The sequence below is a fragment of the Pseudomonas sp. 910_23 genome (assembly GCF_052850795.1).
This window is the reverse complement of the sequence record NZ_VXCZ01000010.1, coordinates 159,515-185,314: the sequence shown is the minus strand read 5'-3', so window position 1 is coordinate 185,314 and position 25,800 is coordinate 159,515. Positions and strand designations below refer to the sequence as shown.

Below are 25,800 nucleotides of genomic sequence, written 5' to 3'. Positions count from 1 at the left end.
TCTGCTCTGCCAGCCGACATCTGTCGGCTGTTACCTGCGTTAGTTTTCGACCTCAAGCACACTTGAGGTCGAAACCCAATGTTACGAGTACCCCACCAGCTTGCGGCCTATATCCCCCTGCCTGGCTGTTCGGCAGCAGCCCCTGTTTATGCTGAAAAAAGTAACGCTATCGAACTCGCCACCGGCGGTCATTTTACCAACTACGGGCACATATCCACCGGGCCTTTCACGCGCTTCAAGGAGTCGTATAGCGGCATAAGCGCGAACAGCGCAGCAAGCATAATCGTCAACCACGGAGCGGTAGCGGGTGGCAGCAACGGCATCAAAGCCACCGACGATGTGACGCTGATCAATCACGGCGTAATCATCGGCCATAAAGGGGCCGGTCTGAAATCCAAGGGCAATGCAGACGTCGTCAACTACCGCAACATCAGGGGCGCGGATGCCCAGCGATCCAAAGAGAATGATGGCGACGGTGATGGCCTGGACATCGACAAACGTGCACGCGTGCACAACTACGGGCTCATTGAAGGCACCGGGGCCAATGGCGCGGACAAGAACGGAGCCCCCAACACCAGCGAAGGCATCGCCATGGGCGGCGGCGAAATCTATAACCGTGGAGTTATTCGCGGCGCACATCATGGGGTGCTGGTAGACGATGGGGACTTGGGCCCGGCCTATGGGAGCACCTCGCTGATCAACGAGGGCATCATCAGCGGTCGCAACGGCTACGGCGTGAGGCTGATCGGAGAACACAATGACCAAGTCACCAACGATGGGCTGATAAGCGGCACCAAAGGCATCGCCCTGGATATGGGGGGTGGCGATGATGTGTTGACTGTGCGCGGTAACGCTCAATTCAACGGCAAAGTAGACGGTGGCAGTGGCACCAATCACGTCGTGCTGGACGATGTCCAAGGTGGCACTTTCAACGGCGCCCTTCGTATCCAGCACCTGTGGATAGGCAGCGGTGCCTGGACCCTCGACGGTGCGCTGGACGCCAATCAGCAAGGCCGAGTCTCTCGCGGGGCAACGCTGATCAACCAGAGTTACATCGGGGGCACAATGACGATTGATGCAGGCGCAACCTACACCGCAGGCACGGTAACCAATCTTGACGTTGCCGGCACGCTGCTGCTGGACCCTGCGCTGAAAAGCCAGACGCGAATCAAGCACGACCTTGACCTGGCAAACGGGTCGACCCTGGCCTTCACCCTCGGCATGGGTGAAGCGCACAGCACCTTGAAAGTCGGCAACAGCGCCCGCCTCAAGGGCACAACACTGAATATCCAGGTCGAACACGAAAACGACGAACTGCTTACCCGCCAGTTACGTGTTATCGACGCTGCTCAGATTGAGGGACGCTTCAACAGGATCACCAGCAACCTTAAAACCTTGACGCCGAGGCTGATCTACACACCCAGCGGGGTCTTTGTCAGTTTCAGGCGCAAACCCTCTACAGAGGCCTGAGTTTCAGGCAAAAAAAAGGAGGGCACCTGCCCCCCCGAGGATTAAGCGGTAGTGTCGAAGGCTGTTATCAGCCTTCGATCTCAATCAGGATCTCACCCGGGTTGACCCGGTCGCCCTTGGCCACATGAACAGCGGTCACCTTGCCGGCAATCGCGGCCTGCACTTCGGTTTCCATCTTCATGGCTTCGGTAATCAATACAGCCTGGCCGGCCTTGACCACATCGCCTTCCTTGACCAGCACGTCGACGATATTGCCCGGCATCGCCGTGCTGACATGGCCGGGTTCGGTGGCGTGCTTGCGCTTGCTGCCGCCGCTGCTGACGAACTCGTTGAGCGGCTCGAACACCACTTCTTCCGGCATACCGTCGATGGACAGGTAGAAGTGGCGTTTGCCTTCAGCCTTCACGCCGACACCGGTGATGTCTACACGGTAGCTTTCGCCGTGCACGTCGATGACGAATTCGGTCGGCACGCCTTCACCACCGGCACGGGCCACACCGCCTGCCTCCGGAATCGGCAGCAGGACTTCAGGGGCCAGGGTGCCTGCGTCGCGTTCTTCAAGGAATTTGCGCCCGATATCCGGGAACATGGCGTAGGTCAGCACGTCTTCTTCGGACTTGGCCAACGCGCCGATTTCACCGCGCAGCTTGGTCATTTCCGGCTTGAGCAAATCAGCCGGGCGAACGTCGATGACCTCTTCGCTGCCGATGGCCTGACGGCGCAGCTTTTCGTTCACAGTGCCCGGGGCCTTGCCGTAGCCGCCTTGCAGGTAGAGCTTCACTTCGTTGGTGATGGTCTTGTAGCGCTCACCGGCCAGCACGTTGAAGAACGCCTGGGTGCCGACGATCTGCGACGTCGGGGTCACCAGCGGCGGGAAGCCGAGATCTTCACGCACACGCGGGATTTCGGCGAGTACTTCGCTCATGCGATTGAGAGCGCCCTGCTCTTTCAACTGGTTGGCCAGGTTGGAAATCATCCCGCCCGGTACCTGGTTGACCTGCACACGGGTGTCGACCGCCGTGAACTCGCTTTCAAACTGGTGGTACTTCTTGCGTACCGCGTAGAAGTACAGGCCAATTTCCTGCAGCAGCTCCAGGTCCAGGCCGGTGTCGAACTCGCTGCCTTTAAGGGCGGCGACCATCGACTCGGTGCCCGGGTGGCTGGTGCCCCAGGCGAAGCTGGAGATGGCGGTGTCGATATGGTCGGCACCATTTTCGATAGCCTTGAGTTGGCACATCGCAGCCAGGCCCGCGGTGTCGTGGGAGTGGATAAAGATCGGCAGGTTCTGCTCGGCCTTGAGCGCCTTGACCAGCTCGCCAGTGGCATAAGGAGTCAGCAGGCCGGCCATGTCCTTGATCGCGATAGAGTCGCAACCCATGGACTCCAATTGTTTGGCCTGGGCCACGAACGCATCGACGGTGTGCACGGGGCTGGTGGTGTAGGCGATGGTGCCCTGGGCATGTTTGCCGGCAGCCTTGACCGCTTCGATGGCCACGCGCAGGTTACGCACGTCGTTCATGGCGTCGAAGATTCGGAACACATCGATACCGTTGACGGCAGCCTTGGCCACGAAGGCCTTGACCACATCATCGCTGTAATGGCGGTAGCCCAGCAGGTTTTGGCCACGCAGCAGCATTTGCAGGCGTGTGTTAGGCAGCGCGGCGCGCAGTTTGCGCAGGCGCTCCCACGGGTCTTCTTTCAAAAAGCGCACGCAGGCGTCGAACGTTGCACCACCCCAGACTTCCAGGGACCAGTAGCCGACTTTGTCGAGCTTGTCGCAGATCGGCAGCATGTCGTCGGTGCGCATGCGGGTGGCCAGCAACGATTGGTGGGCGTCGCGCAGGATGGTGTCGGTTACGAAGATCTTTTTAGTCATTGGAATGTTCCTCACAGGCCTGCGTGGGCGGCGATGGCGGCGGCGATGGCCAGGGCCAGCTCTTCGGGTTTGCGCTTGATCGAGTAGTTGGTCAGCTCAGGGTGGCTTTCCACGAAACTGGTGTTGAACTGGCCGCTGCGGAATTCCGGGTTGCGCAGGATTTCCTGATAGTAGGCGGCGGTGGTCTTCACGCCTTGCAGGCGCATATCGTCCAGGGCACGCAGGCCGCGGTCCATGGCTTCTTCCCAGGTCAACGCCCACACCACCAGTTTCAGGCACATGGAGTCGTAGAACGGTGGGATGGTGTAGCCGGTGTAGATCGCTGTATCGGTACGCACACCGGGGCCGCCGGGGGCGTAGTAACGGGTGATCTTGCCGAAGCTGGGCAGGAAGTTGTTCTTCGGGTCTTCGGCGTTGATGCGAAACTGCAACGCGAAACCACGGTGCTGAATGTCTTCCTGCTTCACCGACAGCGGCAGGCCCGAGGCAATGCGGATCTGTTCGCGGACGATGTCGATCCCGGTGATTTCTTCGGTGATGGTGTGTTCCACCTGCACCCGTGTGTTCATCTCCATGAAATACACCTCGCCTTCGGCGAGCAGGAACTCCACGGTGCCGGCGTTCTCGTAACCCACAGCCTTGGCCGCGCGCACCGACAGGTCGCCGATGTAGGCGCGCTGTTCGGGGGTCAGCTGGGGGCTGGGGGCAATTTCGATCAGCTTCTGGTTGCGACGCTGGATCGAGCAGTCGCGCTCGAACAGGTGCACCACGTTGCCAAAGCTGTCACCCAGGATCTGCGCTTCGATGTGCTTGGGATTGACGATGCATTTTTCCAGGAACACTTCCGCCGAGCCGAACGCCTTGGTGGCCTCGGAAATGACGCGGGGGAAGGCTTGTTCAAGTTCTTCGCGACTGTTGCAACGACGGATACCGCGCCCGCCACCACCGGAAGTGGCCTTGAGCATCACCGGGTAACCAATGCGGTCGCCTTCGGTCAGCGCTTCGTGGATATCCGCGACGTTGCCTTCGGTGCCGGGAGTGACCGGCACACCGGCCTTGATCATGCTGCGGCGCGCTTCGGTCTTGTCGCCCATGCGGCGAATCACTTCGGCCGAAGGGCCAATGAACTTGATGCCGCGCTCGGCGCAGATATCCGCCAGTTCGGCATTTTCCGACAAGAAGCCGTAGCCGGGATGCAGCGCGTCGCAACCGGTTTCCACCGCCAGGTTCACCAGCTTGCGCGGGTTGAGGTAGCCGGCCAGGGGCTCGGCACCGATGCTGTGGGCTTCGTCGGCACGTTTGACGTGCAACGCGTGGCGGTCGGCGTCCGAGTAAACCGCGACCGAGCGAATGCCCATCTCGGCGCAGGCACGCACGATTCGTACGGCAATTTCACCACGGTTGGCGATCAGGATCTTTTTTATCACTTGGAAATTCCCTTGAGCCGATTGCTGCGTTCTTCGACCCGCTTGAGGTGGGTCGGCGCGTGACCAAATGTTTCATGACAGTCGCGAGACACACACTAAGCCCGCCAAGGGATTAACAAAAATCAATAATTATTGGGTCATGCATAAGCAAAGACTTATAGTTGACGGTATGGCCGGGGTTGAGAGGGGATAAATAATGCGCAAGTCATTGATGAGGCTGACATTAAGACAACTTCAGATCTTTCATGAGGTGTGCGATTTGCGCTCTTACAGCCGTGCCGCCGAGGAAATGTCCCTCACGCAACCGGCCGTCAGCCTGCAAATCCGCCAGCTGGAAGAACTGATCGGCCAACCGCTGTTCGATTACGTCGGCAAGAAGCTCTACATGACCGAGGCCGCCGAAGCCCTGCAACGGGCCAGTCGCGATATTTTCGGGCGCCTGGAAAACCTCGATATGCAGCTATCGGATATGCAGGGCTCACTGCAGGGCCAACTGAAGCTGGCGGTGGAATCGAGCGCCAAGTACTTCGTGCCGCACCTGTTTGCGGCTTTCAAGCGCCAGCACCCGGAAGTGCAACTGCACCTGACCGTGGTCAATCGTGCCCAGGTAATCCGCAGGCTTTCGGATAACCGCGATGATCTGGTGATCATGTCCATGGTGCCCCAGGACATGGGCCTGGAATTCCTGCCGTTTCTCAATAATCCGATTGTCGCGGTGGCGCTGCCGGATCATCCGTTGAGCCTGCAAGGGCCGCTGCGCCTGCAGGACCTGGAGCCTTACACGCTACTTATCCGCGAGCCGGGTTCCGGCACGCGGCTGGCGTGTGAAGAGTACTTCAAGGAAAAACGCGTGCACTTCACACAAACCGTGGAAGTGGCCTCGGCCGAGGCGCAACGAGAGTGCGTGGTCGCAGGTTTGGGTGTGGCGCTGCTGACGCGCCACGCCTTGAACCTGGAACTGGCCACCGGCGGGCTCAAAGAGCTGCCGGTGGAAGAACTGCCGCTGTACCGCAGTTGGTGCCTGGTGCAGGCCAAGGCCAAACGCCTGTCACCGGTGGCCCATGCGTTCCTGGGCTTTATCCGCAGCGAACGGGTGCAGATCAGCGCGCTGGCTGAGCGTTTCGCTGGGCAGCCACGGGTGCCTGCCAATGGAGTTCCGGGTAGTCACTGATGCTCTGGAGCAACTGGCGCTCTTCGCAACGGTCTTCGATGGCGCGACGGAACGCCATGCGGCGCTGGTCTTCCTGCTGACGACGGGTCTTGACGGTGCTGTTGCTGTCTTCGTAATGCCGAGTCATGTGGAGTCTCCCAATGCGAGTACGGGGGAGTACAGGATGGGCGCGACGGATGACGGGGGGATGACAGCCTCATGAAGATTCTGGATGCATGGAGAATCTAATGTGGGAGGGGGCTTGCTCCCGATAGCGGAGTTTCAGTCACAGATTCATTGACTGACCTACTGCTATCGGGAGCAAGCCCCCTCCCACATTGAGTTCTGTGTGCAGGTATTTAGTCGTCCAGGGCTTTGACGGACTTGGGTGACAGACGCAGGCTGCGCAAACTGCGTTTGACGCTCTTGAGGTGGTTGACCAGACTCGGGCCGCGAGCCATGGCCACGCCCATCGCCAACACGTCGATCACCACCAGGTGGGCAATACGCGAGGTCAGCGGTGTGTAGATTTCGGTGTCTTCATGCACGTCGATCGCCAGGTTCACCGTGGACAGCTCCGCCAATGGCGTCTGGCTCGGGCACAGGGTGATCAGCGAAGCGCCGCTTTCACGCACCAGGTTGGCGGTGATCAGCAGGTCTTTGGAGCGACCGGATTGGGAAATACAGATGGCCACGTCAGTGGGCTTCAAGGTCACTGCCGACATCGCCTGCATGTGCGGGTCGCTGTAGGCCGCGGCCGTCAGCAGCAGACGGAAGAATTTGTGCTGGGCATCGGCAGCCACCGCGCCGGAAGCGCCAAAGCCGTAGAACTCGACGCGCTGGGCCTGGGACATCGCGGTCACGGCCTTTTGCAGCTCCACCGGGTCGAGCTTCTCGCGCACTTCCATCAGGGTGTGCAGGGTGGTGTCGAAGATTTTCAGGCTGTAGTCGGCGACGGAGTCGTCTTCATGAATGGCAAACTGGCCGAAGCTCGCGCCGGCCGCCAGGCTTTGCGCCAGCTTGAGTTTCAAATCCTGAAACCCGGAGCAACCAATGGCGCGGCAGAAGCGCACGATGGTCGGCTCGCTGATACCCACGCTGTGAGCCAGATCGGCCATGGAACTGTGCATCACGGCCGCAGGGTCAAGCAGCACATGATCGGCAACCTTGAGTTCCGATTTGCGTAACAGGTGGCGCGACTGGGCGATATGTTGCAACAGGTTCAAAGGGCAGGACTCTTGTTATTGGCAGGTGCCAGGGATGTAGCAAGCTTGTAGTTATACTACAAGAATTGTCGTTTTGCCCGTTCGATGCATCACTAAATCGCCCTGCTCCCCTCTGGTTTCAGCGGGCAGACGCCATGTAGCCATAAAGGCGGCCAACGCGGCGTTAAGAAAAATCTGCATTTTTGCGTAACAAATCCGCCAGCCCTTCGGCGTGCATTGGCGGGCTGATCAGATAACCCTGCACCTCATCGCACTGTTCACCGCGCAGAAAATCCAGCTGCTGCTGATCCTCCACGCCCTCGGCCACCACCTTGAGCGCCAGCCCATGGGCCATGGCAATGATAGCCCGCGTGATGGCGGCGTCCTCACGCGCCTGACCGAGGCCACGGATAAAGGCCTGGTCGATCTTCACGTAATCCACAGGAATACGCTTGAGGTAACTGAGGGACGAATAACCGGTGCCAAAATCGTCGATGGCCAGCTTCACCCCCAGGTCACGCAACTGCTGGAAAGTGGCGATGATGTGCTCAACGCTATCGAGCAACTGGCTTTCGGTGAGTTCCAACTCAAGGTATTGCGGGTCCAGCCCGGTCTCTTCCAGAACCTGACGCACCAGGCTGACCAGCTTGCCCTGACGCAGCTGATGCACCGACAGGTTCACCGACACGCGAATCGGCGCCAGCCCCTGGCGCTGCCACTCGCAAGCTTGCCGGCACGCCTGGCGCAGCACGAACTCTCCCAACGGCACGATCAAGCCGGTTTCTTCAGCCAGGCCGATAAAGTCCCCCGGCGGCACCATGCCCCACTGCGGATGCTCCCAGCGAATCAGCGCTTCGGCGGCATTCAGCTTGCCGGTCGCCAGGCACAACTTCGGCTGGTAGAACACGCTCAGATGGCGCTCCTCGATCGCTTTGCGCAGGTGGTTTTCCAGCTGCAGACGCTCCAGGGTGCTGGCTTGCAAACTGTCGGTGTAAAACTGGAAATTATTGCCGCCCAGATGCTTGGCGTGCTGCATGGCCATATTCGATTGGCTGACCAACGCAGAGATCTCCCGCGCATTATCCGGCAGCAAGCTGACCCCCATAGAAGCACTGACCACCAGTTCGTGCCCCTCCACCGTTACCGGTACCCGCAGTTTCGCCAACAGCCGCGTCGCCACGCGCGCCAGGCTCGACAAATTGCCGTAGGCATCGAACAGCACCGCGAACTCATCGCCGGACAAGCGCGCAATGGTGTCGGCTTCGGGCAGCGCATTGATCAAACGCCGGGCCATTTTCTGTAACAACTGGTCGGCCACTTCATGGCCCAGGCTGTCATTGAGCAACTTGAAGCGGTCCAGGTTGATATGCAGCAGCGCCAGGCTGCGCCCGCCCTGGCGCACGCGTTGATGGGCTTCGTGCAGCCGTTCGCGAAACAGCGAACGGTTGGCCAGGCCGGTCAGCTCGTCATAGTGAGTAAGGTAGCGCATACGTTCTTCGGATTCGCGCCGTGCCGACAAATCGGCGAAAAAGCCTACAATATGACTGACGTTTCCCCGAACATCGCGCACCACATTCAATTGCAGCCACTGCGGGTAGAGCTCGCCGTTCTTGCGCGTTTCTACCAGCTCGCCCTGCCAGGTGCCATGGCTGAGCAGGGCCTGGCGGATCATCGGGAAGTGGCGCCGCGCATCGCGACTGCTGGGCAGCTCCACGACATTGCGACCAAGCATGTCGTCGATGTCAAAACCGGTGACACGGCTGAACGCTTGGTTCACCGCGATCAGCGCGTACTCGGGATCAAGGATCACGATGCCTTCGCTGGCCGCCTCGAACACCGTCGAGGCGAGCCGTTGCTGTTCTTCCAGCGCCTTGCTGGCACTGATGTCGCGGCGCGTGCCGAGCATCCGCACGACGCGGCCATTGGGCGCACGTTCTACCGCACGCCCACGGTCCTGGATCCACATCCAATGTCCATCGCCATGACGTATCCGGTATTCCACCTGATAATCCTCACTGCGACCTTTCAAGTGCTCCACCAGCGCGTGCTTGAGCAATGGCAGGTCGTCGGGGTGCAGGCGCGGCTTGAGGTGGCTGAGCATCGCCTTGACGTATTCAGGCTCCAGGCCGAACAGCTCCTTGAGCTGAGTGTGATGGACTTCGTCGGTTTGCAGGTTCCAGTCCCACAGGCCCAGTTCACTGGCTTGCAGGGCCATGGCCAGGCGCGCTTCGCTGGTATTGAGGGCGAGGCTGGCGGCATCCAGTTCCTGGCTGCGTTGCGCCACGCGGTCTTGCAGGCCGATTTGGGCTTCGCGCAGGTCCTGCTCGACCTGGCGGCGCTGCTCGACTTCACGCACCAGCTCCAGGTTCAGCTGCTCGCTGCGCTGCCGGGCCTGCTGCAGGTGCTCGATCAGGGCCTGGTTCTGGAAGCGACGCAACAGCCCGCGGTGGATCAAGCGGTTGACCTGCCACGCCACCAGGCTCAGGGACGCCAGCAGGATCAGGCCAAGCACGCCCCAGCCCTGCTGCTGTGGGGTGCCATTGCAGAAAAGATAAATAATGGCCGGCAACAGGCAGGGCAAGGCAAATGACAGGAAGGCCCAAAGGCTCACGGCATAGGCCACGCTGGCCGACAAGGTAGCGGCGCCGATCAGGCCGAACACCCAGGCCTGATGCATGAAACTGTCGGCGGGTACCAGGGCAATGGCGGCAATGGACAGGGTAAGGCCGCTGACCGCTGAGCCGAGCATGAACATACGCCGCCACACCGGTTGGGCCTGGCGGCTGGGCATGGCCGAATCAAAAGCCGCCACCTGGATCACGCGCATCGCCACCAGAGCGAGTAACCAGAGCAGCCAGAGACTGTCGAGCAGGTAGTGCTCGGGATTCCACAGCAACCAGGCGCAGACCAGGCCATTGACCAGCATCAGCAGCGTCGGGAGCAACGAGCCCTGATACAGCAGGCGTGTGCGCTCGACCGCCATTTGGGTTGCATAGTGTTTGCGGATGACCTGCGCGGGCGCCACCGAGGAGCCAAACGGGTCAGTGCTAAGGGTCATAGGCGATGTTCTTATAATGGTGAACCCGAAACGTCGACGGAGCATACACAAGCAAGCGCCTGGGCCAAACTGCCCCACGTCATAAAAAACCGCCTGCAATGGGCCGCAAACCTTTGGCCCAGACAGCTCGAGCAAGACGCGGCGCGGGCTGCGGCCCATGACCAACCGGTCATCCCTCACGACAGAATCTTTGCCCGCTGGGTGGTGTGCGAAGTGTTTTGCGTCGACCACCGGGCATTGGGATTTGCCCGAGCCCCTTTAGGCCCATAGAATGCGTCGATGCGCGATGATCTCTCTCTTTTGCTGAACTCCCTCAACGATGCCCAACGCCAGGCCGTAGCGGCCCCCGTTGGCCGTCAGTTGGTCCTGGCCGGTGCTGGCTCCGGTAAAACCCGAGTGCTGGTGCACCGTATCGCCTGGTTGATCCAGGTCGAAAACGCGTCCCCGCATTCCATCCTGTCGGTGACCTTTACCAACAAGGCCGCTGCCGAGATGCGCCATCGTATCGAGCAGTTGATGGGCATCAGCCCGGCCGGCATGTGGGTGGGCACTTTCCACGGCCTGGCGCACCGCCTGTTGCGGGCGCATTGGCAGGAAGCGGGGCTGAGCCAGACCTTCCAGATTCTCGACAGCGACGACCAGCAACGCCTGGTCAAGCGCGTGATCCGCGAACTGGGCCTCGACGAACAGCGTTGGCCGGCGCGCCAGGCCCAATGGTTTATCAATGGTCAGAAGGACGAGGGCCTGCGCCCGCAGCATATCCAGGCCAGCGGCGATCTGTTCCTGGCTACCATGCGCAGCATTTATGAAGCCTACGAGGCGGCGTGTTTGCGTGCAGGCGTGATCGACTTCTCCGAACTGTTGCTGCGCGCCCTCGACCTGTGGCGTGACAACCCCGGTTTGCTGGCCCATTACCAGAAGCGCTTCCGCCACATTCTGGTGGACGAGTTCCAGGACACCAACGCCGTGCAGTACGCCTGGTTGCGCCTGCTGGCCAAGGGCGGCGACAGCCTCATGGTGGTGGGTGATGACGACCAGTCGATCTACGGCTGGCGCGGCGCGAAAATCGAGAACATCTACCAGTACTCCGAGGACTTCCCGGACGCGGTGACCATCCGTCTGGAGCAGAACTACCGCTCCACCGCCGGGATCCTCAAGGCCGCCAACGCCTTGATCGCCAACAACACCGGGCGCCTGGGCAAAGAGCTGTGGACCGATGGCGGCGAAGGCGAAGCGATCAACCTGTATGCCGCGTTCAACGAACACGATGAAGCACGCTACGTGGTGGAAACCATCGAAAGCGCGCTGAAAACCGGGCTGGCCCGTAGCGATATCGCGATTCTGTACCGCTCCAACGCCCAATCGCGGGTGCTGGAAGAAGCCTTGCTGCGCGAGCGTATCCCGTACCGCATCTACGGCGGCCAGCGCTTTTTCGAACGTGCCGAAATCAAGAACGCCATGGCCTACCTGCGCTTGCTCGAAGGCCGTGGTAACGACGCGGCGCTGGAGCGGGTGATCAATATCCCGGCCCGCGGCATTGGCGAGAAAACCGTTGAAGCGATCCGCGACCATGCGCGCCATGCCGATGTGTCTATGTGGGAAGCCATGCGTTTGCTCATCGCCAACAAAGGCTTGACCGGCCGCGCTGCCGGGGCCTTGGGGGTGTTTGTCGAGCTGATCGAGAACCTGGCCGCCAAGTGCGCAGAAATGCCCCTGCACCTGATGACCCAGACCGTGATCGAGCAGTCCGGCCTGATCGCCTACCACGAGGCGGAAAAAGGCGAGAAAGGCCAGGCCCGGGTCGAAAACCTTGAGGAACTGGTCAGCGCTGCCCGCGCCTTTGAAAACACCGAGGAAGATGAAGAGCTGACGCCGCTCGCCGCCTTCCTGGGTCATGCATCACTGGAAGCCGGCGATACCCAGGCCGATGAGCATGAAGACAGCATCCAGTTGATGACCTTGCACAGTGCCAAGGGCCTGGAATTCCCCTATGTGTTCCTGGTGGGCATGGAAGAAGGCCTGTTCCCCCACAAGATGAGCCTGGAAGAGCCCGGCCGCCTTGAAGAAGAGCGCCGCCTGGCCTACGTGGGCATTACCCGGGCGATGCAGAACCTGGTGATGACCTACGCGGAGACCCGGCGCCTGTATGGCAGCGAGACCTACAACAAGGTGTCGCGTTTCGTACGTGAAGTGCCGAAAGGCTTGATCCAGGAAGTGCGCCTGTCCAACAGCGTCAGTCGCCCGTTCGGGGGCGGCCAGCAGCAGAACTCCAGCACTATGTTTGCCGGTTCCGAGATTCCTGAAACCCCGTTCAGCCTTGGCCAGCAGGTCAAACATGCGATCTTCGGCGAAGGTGTGATCCTCAATTTCGAAGGCGCCGGTGCGCAGGCCCGGGTGCAGGTGAACTTCGCCGAAGGCAGCAAGTGGCTGATGATGGGTTACGCGAAGCTCGAAGCGGTCTGAAGCGAGCTGTTTGTGGCGAGGCAGCAAGCTCCCTCGCCACAAGAAACACTGCGTAACATGAAGATTATTGGCCCACCCTTGTTTTAGAAGAGCACGGGCCAATATCTGTAGTTAGTCCTACAGACCCTTCGGATTTGGTCTTACGCAAAAGCCCGAAACATTATGCCGCTAGCCACTGCCACGACACCTGTGCAACATGGCGCGCGTGCAATCCACAAATGGGAATTCCCTTTATGAAACGTTTTCTTAGCATCGCCATGGCGTTGTGCATCGGCTTGACGATGAGCCTGGACGCCAACGCCAAACGCTTCGGTGGCGGCAAAAGCTCTGGCGCAGCGCCGACTCACCAAACCAGTCAAATGGCTCCCTCCGCCGGTGCCGGCGGTGCTGCCGCAACTGCGGGTGCAGCCGGTGCGGCTGGCGCTGCTGCCAAGGCCGGCGGTGCTTCGCGCTGGTTGGGCCCTCTGGCCGGTATCGCCGCCGGTGGCCTGCTCGCGTCCATGTTCATGGGCGGCGGCTTCCAGGGCATGCAGATCTTCGACATCCTGATCCTGGCCGTCATCGCCTTTGTGATCTTCCGCTTTATCGCTGCCCGTCGCCGCAAGCAGCAGGAGCACCTTGCTCCAGCCGGCGCGCCGATGCAGCGTGAAGTGTTCGAGCAGAAGCCAGCCATGGGTTCGATCTTCGGTGGTTCGGCAGCACCTGCCGCCGCCCGTCCGGTGATCAATGCTCCGGCCTGGTTCAACGAAGAGCGTTTCGTCGAAGCGGCCCGCAGCCACTTCCAGTCCCTGCAACAGCACTGGGACGCTAACGAAATGGACAAGATTGCCGAGTTCGTGACTCCGCAACTGCTGGAGTTCCTCAAGCGCGAACGCGCCGAGATCGGCGATGCGTTCCAGTCGACCTACATCGACGACCTGCGCGTACAGCTTGAAGGTGTGGATGATCGTGCCGACAAGACTATCGCCACCCTGACCTTCAGCGGCGTGTCGAAGTCGTCGCGTTTCGACCAGGGCGAAGTGTTCAGCGAAAGCTGGAACATGGAACGTGCCCAGGGCGAGAACCAGCCATGGCTGGTCGCCGGTATCCGCCAGAACAGCTGATACTCACGCGTTTGAGCAAGCGGTAACAAAAACCCCGGACATGTCCGGGGTTTTCTATTTCACGGTTGCACTTATAGCGAGCTACTGTATAAAACGCCCCTATAAACCGCGCCATCTAGCAAGAGGATCCCGGCCGTGGAAGAAATCATCGAACAATTGCGTGAAGCCAACGAACCGGTCCCGGTTCCTTTGGAGCTGCCTGACGAAGACCAACTGGTGGAAGTTGAAGAACAGCTGTTCATCAATATTCCGTTCGTCTTTAAGGAATTCCTGCTGACCGTCAGTGATGTGGTGTACGGCAGCTTGGAGCCAGTGACCATTACTGACCCGGGCTCCCATACCTACCTGCCTGAAGTGGCTGCAAACGCCTGGGACCTTGGTGTACCTCGTGAGCTGATCCCAATCTGCCAAGACGGTGACGACTACTACTGCGTCGAAGAAGACGGCACCGTGGTGCTGTGGTCTGGCGAAGAAGAAATCGTCACCGAAGAATCCTGGGAATCGGTGTGGCACTGGGCGCGGGACGTCTGGCTGGAAAGCTGAGTCCCACACCCAACCTTTAGTGCTCCGGCGTATCCTTGTGGTTATCTAATGTTTCCAACAAGGCCACCTGCATCCGCGTATGCACCCGGATAAACCAGCGCCAGAGCACCGCAGCCACAGCCGCCGTGACCACGGCGATCAGCACCAGCAACTTGTTGGTCGGCAGAATGCTGGCCGACAAGGCTGCCAGTAGCAGGAAGATCACCAGCAGCGAGAGCAGCGGAATCAGCTCCGCGATCACCCTTCGCACACGCTGGGTATGCCGCCCGGCCATCTCCGGCTTCACACTCATCTCGGCCAGCAACATCGACAGCGCCTTGAGCTTGCGATACGCCGCAATCAGGAACGGCAGCGACAACAGCAGCGCCCCGCCCCAGATCAACGCCTTCTGCCAGCTCTGATCACTGATCCAGCCTTCCAGATACCCGCCGATGCGCGCCGCGAAAAAACTGCCGGCGAAGAAGATCGCGATCACCAGTGCCAGATTCACCCCGACTTGCAGGATGATCTTGCGGATCATCGACGCCAGCATTGCACCCTCGCCCTGGGGCTGGATGCTGCGCAGCCATTCGCCATACAGTCCGAATACCCGGCTCATGCGCTTGGGCATTACCGCTGCGATCTTCAACGATAGCGGGTCAGCCCCGCGAATCAGGTAGGGGGTGAGCAAGGTCGTAATCGCCGAAACAGCCACGGCCACCGGGTACAGGAAGTCGCTGGTCACCTGCAAAGTCATCCCCAGCGCTGCGATGATGAAAGAAAATTCACCAATCTGTGACAGCCCCATACCGACCCGCAACGAAGTACGACCATCATTGCCCGCGATAAAAGCGCCCAGGCCACAGGAGAGCATTTTGCCCAGCACCACGGCCACGGTGATTACGGCGATCGGCCACGCGTATTGCAGCAAGATCTGCGGGTCGATCATCAAGCCAATCGCCACAAAGAAGATCGCGCTGAACATGTCGCGAACGGGTTCGATCAAGCGCTCAATCTTAATCAACTGACGGGATTCAGCCATGATCGCGCCAATCAGGAAGGCGCCGAGCACCATGCTGTACTCCAGCTTCACCACCAGCAGGCAGAAGCCGAAACACAGGCCCAATACGGTGATCAGCAGCATTTCGTTGCTTTCAAACTTGGCCACGTAAGCCAGCAGGCGCGGCACCAGCAAAATGCCGATCACCAGCGCGACGATCATGAACAGTGAGAGTTTGCCGACCGTGGAGAACACTTCGCCTGAGCTGACCGTGCCACTGACGGCGATGCTCGACAGCAGGGCAATGATGCCGATGCCCAGGATGTCCTCGACGATCAATACCCCGAAAATCAGCTGGGCGAAACGCTGGTCTTTCATCTTCAGGTCATTGAGGGCCTTGACGATGATGGTGGTCGAGGAGATCGCCAGGATCGCGCCGAGGAACAGCGAGTCCATGGTGCTCCAGTCGAACCAGCGGCCAATCTCATAGCCGATCCAGATCATCAGGACGATTTCCAGGAAGGCCGCGATAAACGCCGTGGCGCCCACCTTGAACAGCTTGCGCAGGCTGAACTCCAGGCCCAGGCAGAACATCAGGAAAATCACCCCTAGCTCAGCCAGGGTCTTGATCGTGTCTTCATCGTGGATCAGGCCAAACGGCGGGGTATGCGGCCCGATAATAAAACCCGCAACGATGTAGCCCAGCACCACCGGCTGCTTGAGGCGGTGAAACAGGATGGTCACAACCCCTGCCACCAGCATGATCACGGCCAGGTCCTGGATAAAGCTGATGGCGTGCATGGCGAGGGACTCCTTGAGGTACCAGCGCTTTTCCCACTTCCGGCCGCCTTTGTACGGTCGCAAAGAGCGGAAGGAAAAGTCTGCCTTGATCGTAAGAAATGCCCTGGGATGGGCTTTTGAAGGTTAACACCGCGACTTCTGCTGAAAAGCCGGTGCAATATATGGAAACAGATCGATGCACGCGTGACGGCAAGCTGCCCACCAGCGTCCCGTTAGGGATGGCGCTGCAAAGACTCCAGCACCCGCAGAGGTGCCCTCCCCCCAACCAATGCCTACAACCCGTGAGTGTGCTATGGAACCCGGAAACGCCCAGCTGTCGATGACGGTACTGATGACCCCTGACATGGCCAACTTCTCAGGCAATGTCCACGGCGGCACGCTGCTCAAGTACCTCGACGAAGTGGCCTACGCCTGCGCCAGCCGTTATGCCGGTCGTTATGTGGTCACGCTGTCGGTGGACCAGGTGATTTTTCGCGAACCGATCCATGTCGGTGAACTGGTGACTTTCCTCGCGTCGGTCAACTACACCGGCAATACGTCGATGGAAGTGGGCATCAAGGTGGTGACCGAGAACATCCGTGAACGCTCGGTGCGCCATACCAACAGCTGTTTCTTTACCATGGTGGCCGTGGACGACCAGCGCAAACCTGCCGCCGTGCCGCCGCTGCAACCGCAGAACAGCGAGGACAAGCGCCGCTTTGTGCAGGCCCAGCAGCGTCGGCAGATTCGTCAGGAGCTGGAAAAGCGTTACCGGGAGATCAAAGCCGACGCGCCGTAATTTGTAAACCCACGGGCTCCCTGTGCTTACAAACTGATCGGTGTGGCTTCGAAGCGCACACGAGGGTGGGCAATACGGTCCTGGGCCCGCACCAGTTCCAGTTCATAACTGGCGCAGGCCTGGGTCTCCAGTAGCACTTCATGCACCGCTGCGGCGGTGAATTCAAAGGCTGCCACCAGGCTATCGCCTAACAGCACCCGCGCTAGGAACAGGCCCGACGTCAGGTCGCCCACACCCACCGGCTGACGCGGGAACGCCAGCAGCGGCCGACGCAAGTGCCAACTGCCCTCAGCCGTCACCAACAGCATTTCAAAACCTTCCGGCAGTTTGCCTGGGTAATCCAGGTGCTTGACCAGCACCGCTTTGGGCCCGCGGGCCAGCAACGCCTTGGCCATGGCCAGGCAATCAAACAGCGATTGCGGTTTGCGCCCGGCAAAGCTGTCCAGTTCCAATTGGTTGGGGCACAGGAAATCTGCCATGGCCGCAGCCTCATCGAGCAGGAAATCGCTGACCTCCTGTGGCACGATGCAACCCTTTTCCGGGTGGCCCATCACCGGGTCGCACAGGTACAGCGCCTTCGGATTGATCGCTTTGATACGGGCCACGCCGCTAAGGATTGCACGGCCCTGATCGGCGCTGCCCAGGTAGCCGGACAGCACCGCGTCACAGTTGCCCAGCTCACCAATCGCGGCAATGCCTTCTACCAGGGCCGGAATTTGCTGCGGCGCCAACACTTCGCCCGCCCACTGTCCATACTGAGTGTGGTTGGAGAACTGCACCGTATTGAGCGGCCAGACATTCACTCCCACACGCTGCATGGGGAACACGGCGGCGCTGTTTCCGGCGTGGCCAAAGACCACATGAGACTGGATCGCAAGCAGATGAGGTGTGCGTTTCATGCGGGAGATTTCCGTAAAGCCGTTGAAATTCTGGCCGCGCAGTATGCGACTAAACGCAGCCTGTACGACAGACCGGCGACGCAGTTAAGCTGCTCTCACTTTGTTGGAGTTCATGGAATGCTGACCCTGGGAAACATCTTCGTGCTGATGCTGCTGGCGACTGGCGCCGCCTGGGTTTGGCACAACCACGGCCTGCGTGAGCGGGCGCTGGAGCGGGTCAAGCAGCATTGCGCCAAGCTTGATATCGAATTGCTCGATGGTGCGGTTGCGCTCAAACGCATTGGTTTCGTCAAGGATGCCAATGGCCGGCGGCGCCTGGCACGCGTCTATAATTTCGAATTCACCGTGACCGGGGAGACCCGCCATGCCGGGACGATCACCCAATTCGGCGCCCACAGTGCGCAGATCGAACTGGCACCCTACCCGTTCGAAGCCAAGGAGCCACTGCCTAGCGCCGAAGTGATCGAATTGAGCCAATGGCGCCAGGACCACGCCACCAAGAACCGTCAGTAGCGGCAGGCTGCCAGCGCCGCCTGCAATGCGGCCACGTCCCGTGGTTCGCTGAAGATCAATTCGATACGTGAATCCCGTCGCCATTCGCTAGGTTGCCAGGTTAAAACGCTGTTATCCACAGCGTTGGCCGAGACCCAGTCTTCGCCGCTGTGGATAACCAGTTTGGCACGATGCCAGTCGAGGCCTGATAGCCAGCGATGCAGACGGCTGACATCAAATTGCTGGCTGGGGTGCCATCGCCAGCCGATACTCCACCCCCCCTCCTGGCCCTGGCTCAAACAGATGGGCAAGGCAGGATCGCTCCAGATGGCCGGCATTTGCGCGAGGCCTTCAGGCGCCGCCAAGTTATCCACAGCCGCTTGCGCCTGCGCATTCAAGCCCGGCAACTGGTCGATTGGCAGCTGAGCCTGGCGTGTCCAGTAAAGCGCGCAATCGGGTAGCTGCCGTTCAATCGCCTGACGTTGTGCGGCATTCAGGGCCTCATCCTTGTTCAACACCAGCAGGCCAGCACTTGCCAGCACCGCTTGCTGTGCCTGCGGCAAGGGCTTGCCTGCTGCCAACGCCTGGGCATCCAGCACCAGCACGCTGGGCTGCACGGCCAGCACGTCTTGCCATGGCGCTTCCCGCAGTTGTTTGAGCAACTGCGCGGGATGACCCAAACCTGAAGGTTCGATAAACAGCCGATCCGGTTTGGCCTTACGCAGCAAACGGCCCAGGCCTACCTGGAACGGTGCACCATTCACACAGCACAGGCAGCCACCCGCCACCTCGCCCAAGGCGACGCCGTCAGCGTCTTGAGTCAGCAAGGCAGCGTCCAGGCCGATCTGGCCAAATTCGTTGATTAGCACCGCCCAACGCTCGTTGGCCGGGCGCTGAGCGAGCAGGTGCTTGATCAGGCTGGTCTTGCCGGCGCCCAATGGGCCGGCAATCACATGGGTGGGTATGTTCTGCAACATTGGAAACATCATTCTGGCCGTGTAGAGCGTTTGATCCTACGCGGTTACGCCAGCCAATCCAGCGTCAGGATCAACCGGCGCTCATCGGCCTTGAGCGCTGGCGAACGATGGATCAGGCCATGCCCTTCGTTACCATGCCATTTGGTGCCCTTGAGCAGCGCCACCTCACCGCAGTGGATCTGCTCGATACGCTCGGTAGGTTCGGTGTCCGCCTGGCTCAGTTTGCGGCGATCCATCACACCTTCGCGCAACCATTGGCTGCCGATACCGGCATAGGTGGTGATCAGCCGAACCGGCACATGATCAACGTGAAAACGCGGGCACATGGCCTTGTCCAACAGCCGCAAACGTACGCCAATACGCTTGGCACCGAGCAGGCAGGCAAATGCACTGACCAGCCATGACACATCGGCGACAAAACCTTCGTAACCCTCAAGATCGCGACAACTGGATGCCAGGCCCTGCAAGTTCGGCACGGCGTCCTCGTTGTCGAGCTCAATCACCAGGGATTCGGCGAGCGGCTCATTGAGCGCCACCAGCAAGGCGCCGAACTCGGCGATATGCAGGGGCAACTGACGTTGCCACAGCGCCAGGTTGACGCCATCTTCGAGGATATCGGACAGTGCCAACGGAGTTTGCCCACACGTCTGGCGGATCACGGGGCGCAGGGGGATAACCGGGGCCAGCATCAGGCGACCTGCTCATACCAAGGGCCGAAAGGATCAGGCAGCTGGCGCCAACCTTCGACACCCAGGGCCATTTCTTCATCATTGAGCAAGCAGGCATCCAGTTCCGCACGCATCAGGTTGAAGTCGATGTTTTGCCCGATAAACACCAGCTCCTGGCGGCAGTCCCCCGTGCTCAGTTGCCAGTTGCCCATGATCGCCGCCACGCTTTCCTCGTCCTGGGGCCATTGGCTTTTGGGCACAAAGCGCCACCAGCGTCCGGCAAAGCCATGGCGCATCAAGCCACCAGCCTGGGACCAACTGCCGGCGTCCTGATGTTTGCTGGCCAACCAGAAGAAGCCCTTGGAGCGCAACAGTTTGCCGTTCACCCAAGGGCGATCGATAAAGTCGAAAAACCGCTGTGGATGGAAGGGGCGGCGCGCACGGTAAGCGGTGGAGGCAATACCGTATTCTTCGGTTTCCGGTACATGCTCACCGCGCAGCTCCTGCAACCAACCCGGCGCCTGGGCAGCGCGTTCGAAGTCGAAACGGCCGGTGTTGAGGATCTTGTGCAGCGCCACCTCGCCCATGACCATCGGGATTATTTCCGCCTGGGCGTTGAGGCGCTCGAGGATGGCCATCAATTCTTCACGCTCGCGGCTGCTGATCAGGTCGATTTTGCTGATCAGGATGACGTCGGCGAATTCGATCTGTTCGATCAACAGGTCAGTGATAGAGCGCTCATCTTCTTCACCCAGCGTTTCGCCGCGGGAAGCCAGGCTTTCGGCGGCCTGGTAGTCGAGCAGAAAATTCATGCCATCGACCACGGTAACCATGGTGTCCAGGCGTGCAATGTCGGCCAGGCTTTGCTCGTTTTCATCGCGAAAGGTGAAGGTTTCGGCCACGGGCAGCGGCTCGGAGATACCGGTGGATTCGATCAGCAGATAATCGAAACGCCCTTCCTTGGCCAGCTTGGCGACTTCTTCCAGCAAGTCTTCACGCAAGGTGCAGCAGATGCAGCCGTTGCTCATCTCCACCAGTTTTTCTTCGGCACGATTGAGCGTGACGTCGCGCTGCACCTCGCTGCCGTCGATGTTGATTTCACTCATGTCGTTGACGATCACCGCCACCCGCAGGTTGTCGCGGTTGCGCAGGACATAGTTGAGCAGTGTGCTTTTACCGGCGCCGAGAAAGCCGGACAACACGGTCACGGGGAGACGATTGGGCATCAGGTATTCCTCATCAGGGTTGGCCGGTCAAACTGCCCGTTTATGGCGTTCGCGCAGCTCTTCACGTTCTTTGGCTTCGATACACAGGGTTGCGGTGGGGCGCAGCAGCAGGCGTTGCAGGCCGATGGGCTCGCCGGTTTCACGGCACCATCCGTATTCACCGCGGGCCAGCAGCTCCAGGGCATCGTCGATCTTGTCCAACAGCTTTTTTTCCCGCTCCAGTAGGCGCAACTGCCACTGGCGCTGCTCTTCAGCGCTGCCGATATCCGCCAGGTCGCTATTGGTTTCCTGCTCGCGCAGCGCCTGGAACTCAGCGTCGATACGGGCCTGCAGTTCATTGCGCTGAGCCAGCAGCAGTTCGCGGAAGAAGCGCTGTTGGGCTTCATTCATGTAGTCAGCAGCCGGTTGGGCCAGCAATTCTTGTTCGGTCATGGGAAACGGTTCACGGGTGGGGCTGTGCATTTATGTTATAATATAACAATACAAATAAGCCAACTTCCCTTGCTCCTCACGACGAAGGGCGCAATGCTTGATCACTTTCGCCCCCCGAGAAACACGATGAGATACGTACTGTGCGCCCTGCTATTGGCAACCGCAGGACCTGCCTGCGCCCAAGTCCCAAGCCCGTTGGCCAACTGCACCCGCAGCGCCACCCTGCTGGCTTGCGTGGACCCGCTGGGCAATGCCTACAGCGTGGCGACTGCGGGTAACATCACTTACCTGCGCGGTTTCGAAGTGATCGGCAAACGCTATTGGGCACAGACCAATAGCCGCTACGGGCAACTGACGTTCTTCACCGGGTTGGCATCGGATGGCGAGGCGTGGGTTGGCTATACGCGTCGCGTGGGCTGGACCACCATCAACCGGTTTTCCAGTTCAGGCGGCGCCAGCGCCAAGTTCACCTGTAACCGAATGACCGGCTGTTAAGCCTGGGTTTTCTGCTGTTCCTGCACCCAAGCCATGTAACTGTTGATGGGCGGGTTCTTCTGGAAGTACTGTTTCAACCCTTCAAAAAGCCGATCCGCCACCGCTTGTTGATGACGCGCCGTCACCAGCCGCTGGGCGTCCCGTGCATTGGAGATAAACCCGGTCTCCACCAGGATCGAAGGCACGTCCGGTGACTTGAGCACCGCGAACCCTGCCTGTTCCACCCGCTTCTGATGCAGGCTGGTGATGCTTTGCAGGCTGCCCAATACCGCGCTGCCCAGTTGCAGGCTGGAGGCGATGGTGGCGTTCATGGACATGTCGAGGATTACTCCGGCCAGCATCGGGTCCTTGTCCTTCAGATTGAGCAACGTCGTGGCGCCCAAGAGGTCTGCGCCGTTCTCGCGCTGGGCCATGAACCGCGCCGTGGCAGAGGTGGCACCGCCTTCCGACAACGCATACACCGAAGCGCCCGATGCAGTAAGCCGTGGCGCGGCGTCGGCGTGCACCGAGATGAACATATCGGCCTTGTACTTGCGGGCGATGTCCACGCGCTTGCGCAGCGGTACGAAGAAGTCGTCGTTGCGCACCAGCTTTACGGCAAAACCTTTTTCACGTTTCAAACGTTTCGCCAGCAACTGGGCGATCGACAGCACCACATCTTTTTCGCGCTGGCCCTTGGAGCCCACGGCGCCCGGGTCTTTGCCGCCATGGCCGGGGTCAACCACCACAATGATGTCGCGTTTGGGATGTGCCTTGTCCACCGGCGCCACCAAGGGCGCCGGGTCAGCAGCGATTTGACGGGGCGCGTGCGTGGCGTTGGTCAGGTCCAGTACCAGGCGATGGCCTTGGCCATCCTGGGGCGGCAGCACAAAACTGTTGAGCTGCATCGGCGCGACCAAATCCAGCACGATACGCGTATCGCTCTTGCCGAAATGCCCGGAGCGGATCGAGGTAATCCCACTGTTCTTCAGCGCCAGTTGGGAAAAGTCGCCGCTGAGGCCGGCGCCACTCAAGTCGATGATCAGGCGGTCCGGCGACGTCAGGGAGAACGTCTTGTATTGCACCGGGCCGCTAAGGTCGAACACCAGCCGCAGCTTATCGTCAGAGCGCCACATGCGCGCATTGCGGATCTGCGTGGCGTAGGCCCCCAAAGGCAACGTGAACAAGGGGCTGACCAGCAGCAGGTTAAGGAGCTGACGTCTGTGCATGACATACACCGCAGATAAAGGAGCATCCCGACTCGACAGGACTGAACAAAGGCTGGGACAGAAATTTCATCGTGGCAGTTATTGTTATACTATAACATGACCAATCATTTCCAACGATGGACCTGCTCATGAATGCGCTGACTCTGCCGGATATCGCCGCGCAGGCTTCACGCCAAGCCTTGCCACTCGACTGGGTGGGCATGTGCGGCATTGCCCTGCCTGTGCTGCTAGGCGGCCAACACCTGGCCGCTACCGCCGATGCGGGCGTAAGCCTGAACGACGGCACGGCCCGTGGCATTCATATGTCACGCCTCTACTTGGCGTTGGAAATGCTCGAACAGCAACCCCTTACATCTGCACTCTTGCGTAATGTACTGCAGCGTTTTCTCGACACACATGAAGATTTATCTAAGAACGCCTACCTGCGTATTCACACAAATCTGTTGTTAAAACGCCCCGCGTTGGTCAGCCCTTTGGAGGGTTGGAAAAGCTATCCGGTCAGCATCGAAGCGCGTCTGGAAAATCAGATGTTCCACGTGGAACTAAAAATTGACGTTACTTATTCCTCAACCTGCCCTTGCTCCGCTGCCCTGGCCAGACAGCTGATTCAACAGCAGTTTCTCGAAGATTTTGCCCACACATCTCTGCAGCATGAAGACGTGTTGAGCTGGCTGGGCAGCGCCCACGGTATTGTGGCCACGCCCCATAGCCAACGCAGTACCGCGCAGTTAAACGTTCAGCTGCAGGGTGACGATCTGGCGATAGTCGACTTGATCAACGCTGCCGAAGCAGCTCTGGGCACTGCCGTACAAACCGCTGTGAAACGTGCGGATGAACAAGCGTTCGCCCTGGCTAACGGACAGAACCTCATGTTCTGCGAAGATGCCGCTCGCCGCTTGAACCTCGCCTTGAAGCGCTCGGATGCCGTCAAAGCCTTCCACCTCAAAGTGATCCACGCCGAAAGCCTGCACGCCCACGATGCGGTGGCTGAAAGCCGTTGGGCGAGAGACTTTGCATGATTACCTGCCATGCTTTACGCTGGGGCGCCCCCGGCCAACCACTGACGCCGGCGCTGAACCTGACGCTGGAAAAAGGTAGCCTCACAGGGATTATCGGCGCCAATGGCACCGGCAAGAGCAGCCTGCTCAAAGTGATCGCCGGGTTGCAAAAGCCGCTGACGGGCAAGGTGCGTGTCGATGTTCCACGTCGCGGCGGCTTGTCGTTCTTGCCCCAGCAACAGCACTTGGATCGTCAGTTTCCGATCAGTTTGCAAGAGTTGGTGGCTGCCGGCTTCTGGGGCACCCAGCTGAATTCACATGAACGCAACGAGCGCCTGCACGCGGTATTGGACGAGTGGTGTCTCAGCGGTTTGGAACAGCGCCCGCTGATGGCGTTATCCGGTGGCGAACTGCAACGCGCCCTGCTCGCCCGTATGAGCCTGGCCGACTCCCCCATCCTGCTGCTCGACGAACCCCACGCCGCCCTCGACGAAGACGGCCAGGCACTGTGCTGGAAACACATCCATAGCTGGCACAACCAAGGCCGCACGCTGGTGGTCGTCTGTCATGACTTGGCGTCCGTGCGTCACCACACCCAGCACGTGCTGCAGCTTAAAAACACCGGCTGCGTGTTCGGCCCCAGCAAAGAGCTGATCCGCCCGCAACCACAGATGCAGGTGGCCTGATGCACCTCACCGCTCACTTGTGGATGCCATTTCAGGATTTCGTGTTTATGCGCCGCGCACTGATCGGCGGGTTGGTGCTTGCATGTAGCACCGCCCCCTTGGGCGTGTTCCTGATCCTGCGACGCATGAGCCTGATCGGTGACGCCGTGGCTCACGGCATTCTGCCGGGCGCCGCACTGGGTTTCTGGTTCGCAGGGCTAAGCCTGCCCGCCCTGACCCTCGGCGGCCTCGGCGCAGGCCTGAGCATGGCCGGCCTGGCGGCGTGGATTACCCGCCGCACCGGCCTGCGCGAAGACGCCAGCCTCGCCGCCATCTACCCCATTTCGCTCGCGGCCGGTGTATTGATCCTGGGCATTGCCGGCAAACGCTTGGACCTGCTGCACCTGTTATTCGGCTCCGCCCTGGCCGTGGACGAAACCACACTGACCGGAATGCTCTGGGTGTCCGGCTTCAGCCTGATCGCCATGGCACTGATCTACAAACCCCTGCTGCTCGACACCCTTGACCCGCTGTTCCTGCAAACCGTCAGCCGCCTTGGCCCACTGGCCCACGGCCTGTTCCTGACCCTGGTGGTGCTGAACCTGGTGATCGGTTTTCAAGCCATCGGCGCACTGATGGTGGTGGGTTTGATGATGCTGCCGGCCATCGCTTCACGCTTCTGGAGCCGACGCCTGCCGGTGTTGATCGCGGTATCGGCGGTGCTGGGATGCCTGTCGGTGTGGCTGGGTTTGCTGCTGTCGTTCTACTACTCACTGCCCAGCGGCCCGGCGATCGTGTTGGTGGCGGGCGCTGGATATGTGTTGTCCGTGGTATTCGGTCCGGTGCATGGCTTATTGCGCCGCCCACCTTTGCCTACATCCTCATGA

The 25,800-nt window shown here is 60.1% G+C and carries 23 protein-coding genes; 11 read left to right on the top strand and 12 right to left on the bottom strand.

Translation table 11 applies throughout. The annotated features are described in order from the left end of the window. Nucleotides 1-78 precede the first annotated feature (78 nt). Entirely contained in the window at nt 79-1,470 is a 1,392-nt protein-coding gene (locus tag FW800_RS14750; protein ID WP_446437876.1) for a hypothetical protein, read from the top strand. Nucleotides 1,471-1,537: 67 nt separating this feature from the next. Here FW800_RS14750 and oadA read toward each other — a convergent pair whose 3' ends face one another. Together oadA and FW800_RS14740 are read right to left on the bottom strand one after the other, a co-directional pair. Next, a complete protein-coding gene (oadA, locus tag FW800_RS14745) occupies nt 1,538-3,346 on the bottom strand; it encodes a sodium-extruding oxaloacetate decarboxylase subunit alpha (protein ID WP_248160777.1) in 1,809 nt (602 codons plus the stop codon). Between the two features lie 11 nt (nt 3,347-3,357). Further along, nucleotides 3,358-4,773: an acetyl-CoA carboxylase biotin carboxylase subunit gene (locus FW800_RS14740; protein WP_003195732.1), complete on the bottom strand. Its 1,416-nt coding sequence runs from the start codon at nt 4,771-4,773 to the stop codon at nt 3,358-3,360. Between the two features lie 196 nt (nt 4,774-4,969). On the opposite strand from FW800_RS14740, the gene FW800_RS14735 reads away from it, so the two are divergent. Continuing rightward, the gene (locus tag FW800_RS14735) at nt 4,970-5,944 is read left to right on the top strand and encodes a LysR family transcriptional regulator (RefSeq protein ID WP_032878656.1); all 975 of its coding nucleotides are present in this window, start codon (nt 4,970-4,972) and stop codon (nt 5,942-5,944) included. On the opposite strand, the gene FW800_RS14730 is transcribed toward FW800_RS14735, so the two are convergent. The 3 genes from FW800_RS14730 to FW800_RS14720 form a co-directional block, all read right to left on the bottom strand. Continuing rightward, complete coding sequence (locus FW800_RS14730) at nt 5,874-6,071, bottom strand: PA3496 family putative envelope integrity protein (RefSeq protein ID WP_087945270.1); 198 nt, start codon at nt 6,069-6,071, stop codon at nt 5,874-5,876. The two genes, FW800_RS14735 and FW800_RS14730, sit on opposite strands and share 71 nt — an antisense overlap. 211 nt (nt 6,072-6,282) lie before the next feature. Continuing rightward, on the bottom strand, nt 6,283-7,149 hold the full coding sequence (hexR, locus tag FW800_RS14725; RefSeq protein WP_003177007.1) for a transcriptional regulator HexR: 867 nt from the start codon (nt 7,147-7,149) through the stop codon (nt 6,283-6,285). Between the two features lie 163 nt (nt 7,150-7,312). Further along, nucleotides 7,313-10,186, bottom strand: coding sequence for an EAL domain-containing protein (locus tag FW800_RS14720; RefSeq protein WP_446437875.1), 2,874 nt, complete (start codon nt 10,184-10,186; stop codon nt 7,313-7,315). A gap of 279 nt (nt 10,187-10,465) precedes the next feature. Between FW800_RS14720 and uvrD the strand changes: the two genes are divergently transcribed. From uvrD to FW800_RS14705, 3 genes are all read left to right on the top strand, one after another. After that, a complete protein-coding gene (gene uvrD / locus FW800_RS14715; RefSeq protein ID WP_446437874.1) occupies nt 10,466-12,649 on the top strand; it encodes a DNA helicase II in 2,184 nt (727 codons plus the stop codon). A gap of 233 nt (nt 12,650-12,882) precedes the next feature. Next, nucleotides 12,883-13,752 (top strand): Tim44 domain-containing protein, encoded by an 870-nt coding sequence (locus tag FW800_RS14710; protein WP_032878653.1) that lies wholly within the window; start codon nt 12,883-12,885, stop codon nt 13,750-13,752. Between the two features lie 135 nt (nt 13,753-13,887). Further along, nucleotides 13,888-14,295, top strand: coding sequence for an SMI1/KNR4 family protein (locus FW800_RS14705; protein WP_032878652.1), 408 nt, complete (start codon nt 13,888-13,890; stop codon nt 14,293-14,295). 16 nt (nt 14,296-14,311) lie between these two features. Here the strand turns inward: FW800_RS14705 and FW800_RS14700 are convergent, their stop codons facing one another. After that, complete coding sequence (locus FW800_RS14700) at nt 14,312-16,075, bottom strand: cation:proton antiporter (RefSeq protein WP_005792568.1); 1,764 nt, start codon at nt 16,073-16,075, stop codon at nt 14,312-14,314. Between the two features lie 292 nt (nt 16,076-16,367). Here FW800_RS14700 and FW800_RS14695 point away from each other — a divergent pair, with 292 nt between their 5' ends. Further along, the gene (locus FW800_RS14695) at nt 16,368-16,853 is read left to right on the top strand and encodes an acyl-CoA thioesterase (protein ID WP_003195747.1); all 486 of its coding nucleotides are present in this window, start codon (nt 16,368-16,370) and stop codon (nt 16,851-16,853) included. Between the two features lie 26 nt (nt 16,854-16,879). On the opposite strand, the gene pdxY is transcribed toward FW800_RS14695, so the two are convergent. Further along, entirely contained in the window at nt 16,880-17,752 is an 873-nt protein-coding gene (gene pdxY, locus FW800_RS14690) for a pyridoxal kinase PdxY (RefSeq protein WP_032878650.1), read from the bottom strand. A gap of 117 nt (nt 17,753-17,869) precedes the next feature. Between pdxY and FW800_RS14685 the strand changes: the two genes are divergently transcribed. Then, nucleotides 17,870-18,265, top strand: a complete 396-nt coding sequence (locus FW800_RS14685; protein WP_005792570.1) for a DUF3301 domain-containing protein — start codon at nt 17,870-17,872, stop codon at nt 18,263-18,265. Here FW800_RS14685 and FW800_RS14680 read toward each other — a convergent pair. Genes FW800_RS14680 through dksA form a run of 4 tightly spaced genes read right to left on the bottom strand, consistent with a single transcriptional unit; the run spans nt 18,259 to nt 21,547 of the window. Next, nucleotides 18,259-19,221, bottom strand: a complete 963-nt coding sequence (locus tag FW800_RS14680; protein ID WP_446437873.1) for a CobW family GTP-binding protein — start codon at nt 19,219-19,221, stop codon at nt 18,259-18,261. The genes FW800_RS14685 and FW800_RS14680 overlap by 7 nt on opposite strands. Nucleotides 19,222-19,265: 44 nt before the next feature. Continuing rightward, nucleotides 19,266-19,910 (bottom strand): DUF1826 domain-containing protein, encoded by a 645-nt coding sequence (locus FW800_RS14675; RefSeq protein ID WP_446437872.1) that lies wholly within the window; start codon nt 19,908-19,910, stop codon nt 19,266-19,268. Beyond that, nucleotides 19,910-21,115, bottom strand: coding sequence for a zinc metallochaperone GTPase ZigA (gene zigA / locus FW800_RS14670; RefSeq protein ID WP_005792573.1), 1,206 nt, complete (start codon nt 21,113-21,115; stop codon nt 19,910-19,912). The genes FW800_RS14675 and zigA overlap by 1 nt, the downstream gene beginning before the upstream one ends. Before the next feature lie 27 nt (nt 21,116-21,142). Then, nucleotides 21,143-21,547: an RNA polymerase-binding protein DksA gene (gene dksA / locus FW800_RS14665; RefSeq protein WP_148853769.1), complete on the bottom strand. Its 405-nt coding sequence runs from the start codon at nt 21,545-21,547 to the stop codon at nt 21,143-21,145. Between the two features lie 126 nt (nt 21,548-21,673). Here dksA and FW800_RS14660 point away from each other — a divergent pair, with 126 nt between their 5' ends. After that, entirely contained in the window at nt 21,674-22,042 is a 369-nt protein-coding gene (locus FW800_RS14660; RefSeq protein ID WP_032803757.1) for a hypothetical protein, read from the top strand. Here FW800_RS14660 and FW800_RS14655 read toward each other — a convergent pair. Then, a complete protein-coding gene (locus tag FW800_RS14655) occupies nt 22,039-23,250 on the bottom strand; it encodes an N-acetylmuramoyl-L-alanine amidase (RefSeq protein ID WP_446437871.1) in 1,212 nt (403 codons plus the stop codon). The two genes, FW800_RS14660 and FW800_RS14655, sit on opposite strands and share 4 nt — an antisense overlap. A 128-nt stretch (nt 23,251-23,378) precedes the next feature. Here FW800_RS14655 and folE2 point away from each other — a divergent pair, with 128 nt between their 5' ends. From folE2 to FW800_RS14640, 3 genes are read left to right on the top strand one after another with little or no spacing between them, the layout of a single operon-like run. Continuing rightward, complete coding sequence (gene folE2 / locus FW800_RS14650) at nt 23,379-24,269, top strand: GTP cyclohydrolase FolE2 (protein WP_446437870.1); 891 nt, start codon at nt 23,379-23,381, stop codon at nt 24,267-24,269. Then, nucleotides 24,266-24,934 carry a metal ABC transporter ATP-binding protein gene (locus tag FW800_RS14645; RefSeq protein ID WP_446437869.1) on the top strand — a complete coding sequence of 223 codons (669 nt, stop codon included), beginning with the start codon at nt 24,266-24,268 and terminating at the stop codon, nt 24,932-24,934. The genes folE2 and FW800_RS14645 overlap by 4 nt, the downstream gene beginning before the upstream one ends. Further along, the gene (locus FW800_RS14640) at nt 24,934-25,800 is read left to right on the top strand and encodes a metal ABC transporter permease (protein WP_103734113.1); all 867 of its coding nucleotides are present in this window, start codon (nt 24,934-24,936) and stop codon (nt 25,798-25,800) included. Before FW800_RS14645 ends, FW800_RS14640 begins: the two co-directional genes overlap by 1 nt.

Coding starts and splice junctions, on each gene's coding strand:
- FW800_RS14750 (WP_446437876.1), top strand. CDS start 79: ATGTTACGAGTACCCCACCAGCTTGCGGCCTATATCCCCCTGCCTGGC.
- oadA (WP_248160777.1), bottom strand. CDS start 3,346: ATGACTAAAAAGATCTTCGTAACCGACACCATCCTGCGCGACGCCCAC.
- FW800_RS14735 (WP_032878656.1), top strand. CDS start 4,970: ATGCGCAAGTCATTGATGAGGCTGACATTAAGACAACTTCAGATCTTT.
- FW800_RS14730 (WP_087945270.1), bottom strand. CDS start 6,071: ATGACTCGGCATTACGAAGACAGCAACAGCACCGTCAAGACCCGTCGT.
- FW800_RS14720 (WP_446437875.1), bottom strand. CDS start 10,186: ATGACCCTTAGCACTGACCCGTTTGGCTCCTCGGTGGCGCCCGCGCAG.
- uvrD (WP_446437874.1), top strand. CDS start 10,466: ATGCGCGATGATCTCTCTCTTTTGCTGAACTCCCTCAACGATGCCCAA.
- FW800_RS14710 (WP_032878653.1), top strand. CDS start 12,883: ATGAAACGTTTTCTTAGCATCGCCATGGCGTTGTGCATCGGCTTGACG.
- FW800_RS14700 (WP_005792568.1), bottom strand. CDS start 16,075: ATGCACGCCATCAGCTTTATCCAGGACCTGGCCGTGATCATGCTGGTG.
- FW800_RS14695 (WP_003195747.1), top strand. CDS start 16,368: ATGGAACCCGGAAACGCCCAGCTGTCGATGACGGTACTGATGACCCCT.
- pdxY (WP_032878650.1), bottom strand. CDS start 17,752: ATGAAACGCACACCTCATCTGCTTGCGATCCAGTCTCATGTGGTCTTT.
- FW800_RS14685 (WP_005792570.1), top strand. CDS start 17,870: ATGCTGACCCTGGGAAACATCTTCGTGCTGATGCTGCTGGCGACTGGC.
- FW800_RS14680 (WP_446437873.1), bottom strand. CDS start 19,221: ATGTTGCAGAACATACCCACCCATGTGATTGCCGGCCCATTGGGCGCC.
- FW800_RS14675 (WP_446437872.1), bottom strand. CDS start 19,910: ATGCTGGCCCCGGTTATCCCCCTGCGCCCCGTGATCCGCCAGACGTGT.
- zigA (WP_005792573.1), bottom strand. CDS start 21,115: ATGCCCAATCGTCTCCCCGTGACCGTGTTGTCCGGCTTTCTCGGCGCC.
- dksA (WP_148853769.1), bottom strand. CDS start 21,547: ATGACCGAACAAGAATTGCTGGCCCAACCGGCTGCTGACTACATGAAT.
- FW800_RS14660 (WP_032803757.1), top strand. CDS start 21,674: ATGAGATACGTACTGTGCGCCCTGCTATTGGCAACCGCAGGACCTGCC.
- FW800_RS14655 (WP_446437871.1), bottom strand. CDS start 23,250: ATGCACAGACGTCAGCTCCTTAACCTGCTGCTGGTCAGCCCCTTGTTC.
- folE2 (WP_446437870.1), top strand. CDS start 23,379: ATGAATGCGCTGACTCTGCCGGATATCGCCGCGCAGGCTTCACGCCAA.
- FW800_RS14645 (WP_446437869.1), top strand. CDS start 24,266: ATGATTACCTGCCATGCTTTACGCTGGGGCGCCCCCGGCCAACCACTG.
- FW800_RS14640 (WP_103734113.1), top strand. CDS start 24,934: ATGCACCTCACCGCTCACTTGTGGATGCCATTTCAGGATTTCGTGTTT.